This is a genomic window from Cellulophaga sp. BC115SP (assembly GCF_009905545.1).
Classification (GTDB): domain Bacteria; phylum Bacteroidota; class Bacteroidia; order Cytophagales; family Spirosomataceae; genus Flectobacillus; species Flectobacillus rivi.
Genome location: NZ_JAAALB010000152.1, coordinates 1 through 1,074, shown reverse-complemented (window position 1 = coordinate 1,074; position 1,074 = coordinate 1). Strand labels below are relative to the sequence as shown.

At 40.2% G+C, this 1,074-nt stretch carries 1 pseudogene; it reads left to right on the top strand.

The annotated features are described in order from the left end of the window. Window positions 1-1,074: pseudogene (locus tag GVN22_RS27340) on the top strand (hypothetical protein); the annotation flags it as partial.

Below are 1,074 nucleotides of genomic sequence, written 5' to 3'. Positions count from 1 at the left end.
AATATTTGCAAGAAGTTAGCCTATCATGGTAGAGTAGATGAAGAGGTAGTGATACAATCCAACAGTATCGTAACCACGAAGGTCACACAAAGTTTCCAGTATGACCATCGAGATAGATTGGTTAGTACCTGTCACCGTATCGAAGAATCGAAAGTAGGCGAAAGCAAACGAGAAGAATTACCACACCTATTACAGGTATTGAGTTATGACGATTTGGGACGTCTGAAGACCAAGAAACTAGGACGTTTGCCAGAGAAGGCTATTCAAAAGGATTCGACTTTGGAGTTTGCTTCAGTCGTAAACTACGCCTACAACACTCGTAACTGGCTCACAAGCCAGACTATGCACAGATTAGTAAAGAAGGCGGACTACAACAACGTAGCCACAATGCCTGCATATTTTAGTTTAGATTTAGGCTATGAAGGTAACGGTAATATTACAAAATACGATTGGAGTAACAATGGTGCCAAGCGAGGATATGTATTGGCTTATGATGGGATGAATCGCCTGTTACAGTCCATTGGAACCAATACAGATACAGATTTAAGTGAGAGTTTAAGCTATCGCTTAGATGGCTCTATCAAGACGCTCAAACGTTGGAGTGGACCATTGGGTGGCACAAGTCGAGACGATTTAGCGTATAGCTATGCCTCCAACCTATCAGTACAACTCACCTCGGTACTAGACAACACCAATGATAGTAAAGGCTACAACGATGTCAACAAAACCACGACAGATTTTAGCTATGATGCCAACGGCAATTTGGTAGTAGATAATGACAAAGGAATAACAAATATTAATTATAATTTACTAAATTTGGTCAACAAGGTAAGCTTTGCTGACAAACAAGTAAGTTATTATTACGATGGTTCAGGAACCAAGTGGAGTTATGTCAATAGTGGTCCAGGAGGAATCAACAAGATATACATAGGTGGTTCGGAATATATCAATCAGGGTACTATCACTCTGAACAGGATATTCACAAGTGAAGGACATGTACAGTTGCGAGAAGGTTGGACACCAAACAGTCCACTAAGTAAATACATTTACTTGTATGACATCAAAGACCACTTG